The following is a 2176-nucleotide window of genomic DNA, read 5'->3' as shown; positions in this document are numbered from 1 at the left end:
GGCCTGCCATAAAAGCTTCGGTTGGCTCATTAGCATCCCTCCTTGTTGGGGATAAGTTGAAGGCATGCCCGGCATAGCCCTGCTCAGGAGATAATTGCCGTGAGAAATGTAGAAACAGTTTTAAGAAGTCCAGTGAATTCAGCTCTTGATGAAGTAGTGGAATCGAGAACTCCAACACACTGAGACCATTCCCCATATTGGCTTGCCAGCCGCGCCTTCCAAAAACATCAAACAGCCAAGAACTGGCATCATTCGACTGTTTTCCGCTGGTGTAGCAGAAGCTGAGATGATCATCTTCGTCCATTGCCCCCATCATCTCACGCAGCGATTTTACATCCGCATATGCCGTCAATGGCTTGCCCTCTGGGGGCTCTTCGCGCCAAAGCCAGGTGAGGTGCGGACCGGCCAATTGCTTGAAGGCATCGAAACATTGACATAAGGCTTCACGCACAATGGGCGTGTGAGCCTCTTTGAAGTACAAGGTGCCGCGCAAGCAAAGTAGTGCGCCGATATAATCTTGGGGGCCGCCCTTCATCAGCAAGTGGCCGGGCATTTCCAGAATATGGGGCTGTTTGGCGAGCGCTTCGGCCAAGTTGATTGACTTGCTCAACCCTTCCATCCCCCTCTTACAAACGCTCTGGTAAGGCGTTGGAGGCATCCAGAATAGGCTCTTCATTGAGCAGCCTTTCACGCCACGCGGGGATTTCACTCTCTTCCACATCCAAACGCTTGAGCCACTGATCGGCCGCCCACCCCACCAGCCGCAACTCACCATTGTGGGAGCCGCCATGCAGCCAACCGACAGTCTCGTAACGAATGCCTTTGAGTGCATGGTTCAAAAGCACATAGGGGGCGGGTCTGGGGTCTTCTCCGGCACTGCCCAGATACGGATAGGCACCGGATTGGATCACAACACCCGCACCATAGTCGTAGAACGCAAAATGGCTGGCAGGCAGTTGTGCACGCAGCGCATCCAAGCCACCCACTAACTCCAGACGCGAGTTGTCGAGAACGGTCAGCCAACTGACGGTTTTGATTCTTGTAGCTTTGAACTCGGGAGCACCTGTTAAAAGCCCAGCTGTTCCAACGTCAAGTCCCGGCATATGGCCCGCCATAAAAGCTTCGGTGGGTTCATTCGCATCTCTCCTTGTTGGGGATAGGTTAAAAGCATGCCCAGCATAGCCCTGCTCAGGGGATAATTGCCGTGAGAAATGTAGAAATAGCTTTAGGAAATCCAGTGGATTCAGCTCTTGATAAAGAAGCGGGACGGAAAACTCCAAAACACTCAGATCATCCCCCATATTCGCTTCCCAAGCAGCTTGGCCAAATATCTTGAAATACCAAGAGCTGGCATCGTTAGATTGCTTGCCACTGGTGTAATAAAAACTCAGCGGATAGTCTTCATCCATCGCCGCCAACATATCTCTCAATGATTCTGCATCCGCATATGCCGTCAATGGCTTGCCCTCTGGGGGCTCTTCGCGCCAAAGCCAGGTGAGGTGAGGTCCAGCCAGCTGTTCAAAGGCATCGAAACATTGACATAACGCTTCACGCACAATGGGTGTATGAGCCCCTTTGAAGTACAACGTACCGCGCAAGCAAAGTAGTGCACCGATATAGTCCTGGGGGCCACCCTTCATCAATAAATGACCAGGCATCTCCAGGATATGGAGTTGTTTGGCCAACTCTTCGGCCAAGTTGATTGACTCATCCATAACACGTCCTCTTAAATCAATAGGCGGGAGAGGGGATTTTTGACCCCGGAGCAGGTCGGCGGGTTATCACCATCATCAATAAACGCGCGGCAGTCGCTGCCCAGCCCAGTTGTTCGGCAGGCACTTTGGACTGCTGATTTTCCTGACTACAGTCACAATCGCCGGACTCCATAACCACGACCTTGCTGTTACTTCCAGCGATCTTTCCATACTCTCGCGCCTGCTTATCGTCTGGCGGATCCGGCGGAAACTTCATCTCCACCACCTTCTTGATATTGTCCTGCGTGGGCGGCCTCTTGGGATCTTTGACGATGACCACGTCAGGCCTGCGAATCATCCCCGCATTTTTCTTGAACGGTGGATGCTCCGGGTCTTCATCCCAGTACTTCTTGATCCACCCGGGTATCCAGCCGTGGGGACTGCTGCCCGTCTCGCTATCGAGAATCGGCTGCGGTGGGTTC

The 2176-nt window shown here is 52.9% G+C and carries 3 protein-coding genes; all 3 read right to left on the bottom strand.

The features are described 5' to 3' along the window. A partial coding sequence (locus A9G05_RS26935) for a type VI immunity family protein (RefSeq protein WP_371850591.1) occupies positions 1–553 on the bottom strand: 553 nt, incomplete at its 3' end. Between the two features lie 73 nt (positions 554–626). Then, positions 627–1715 (bottom strand): DUF3396 domain-containing protein, encoded by a 1089-nt coding sequence (locus A9G05_RS26125; protein ID WP_069563699.1) that lies wholly within the window; start codon positions 1713–1715, stop codon positions 627–629. A gap of 16 nt (positions 1716–1731) precedes the next feature. Continuing rightward, positions 1732–2176, bottom strand: a 445-nt coding sequence (locus tag A9G05_RS26120) for a VRR-NUC domain-containing protein (RefSeq protein ID WP_256548492.1), incomplete at its 5' end; no start/stop codon positions are given.

The sequence above is a fragment of the Pseudomonas sp. ENNP23 genome (assembly GCF_001728945.1).
Taxonomy (GTDB): domain Bacteria; phylum Pseudomonadota; class Gammaproteobacteria; order Pseudomonadales; family Pseudomonadaceae; genus Metapseudomonas; species Metapseudomonas otitidis.
The sequence above is the reverse complement of the archived record's forward strand: the minus strand, read 5'-3'. Positions and strand labels throughout refer to the sequence as shown.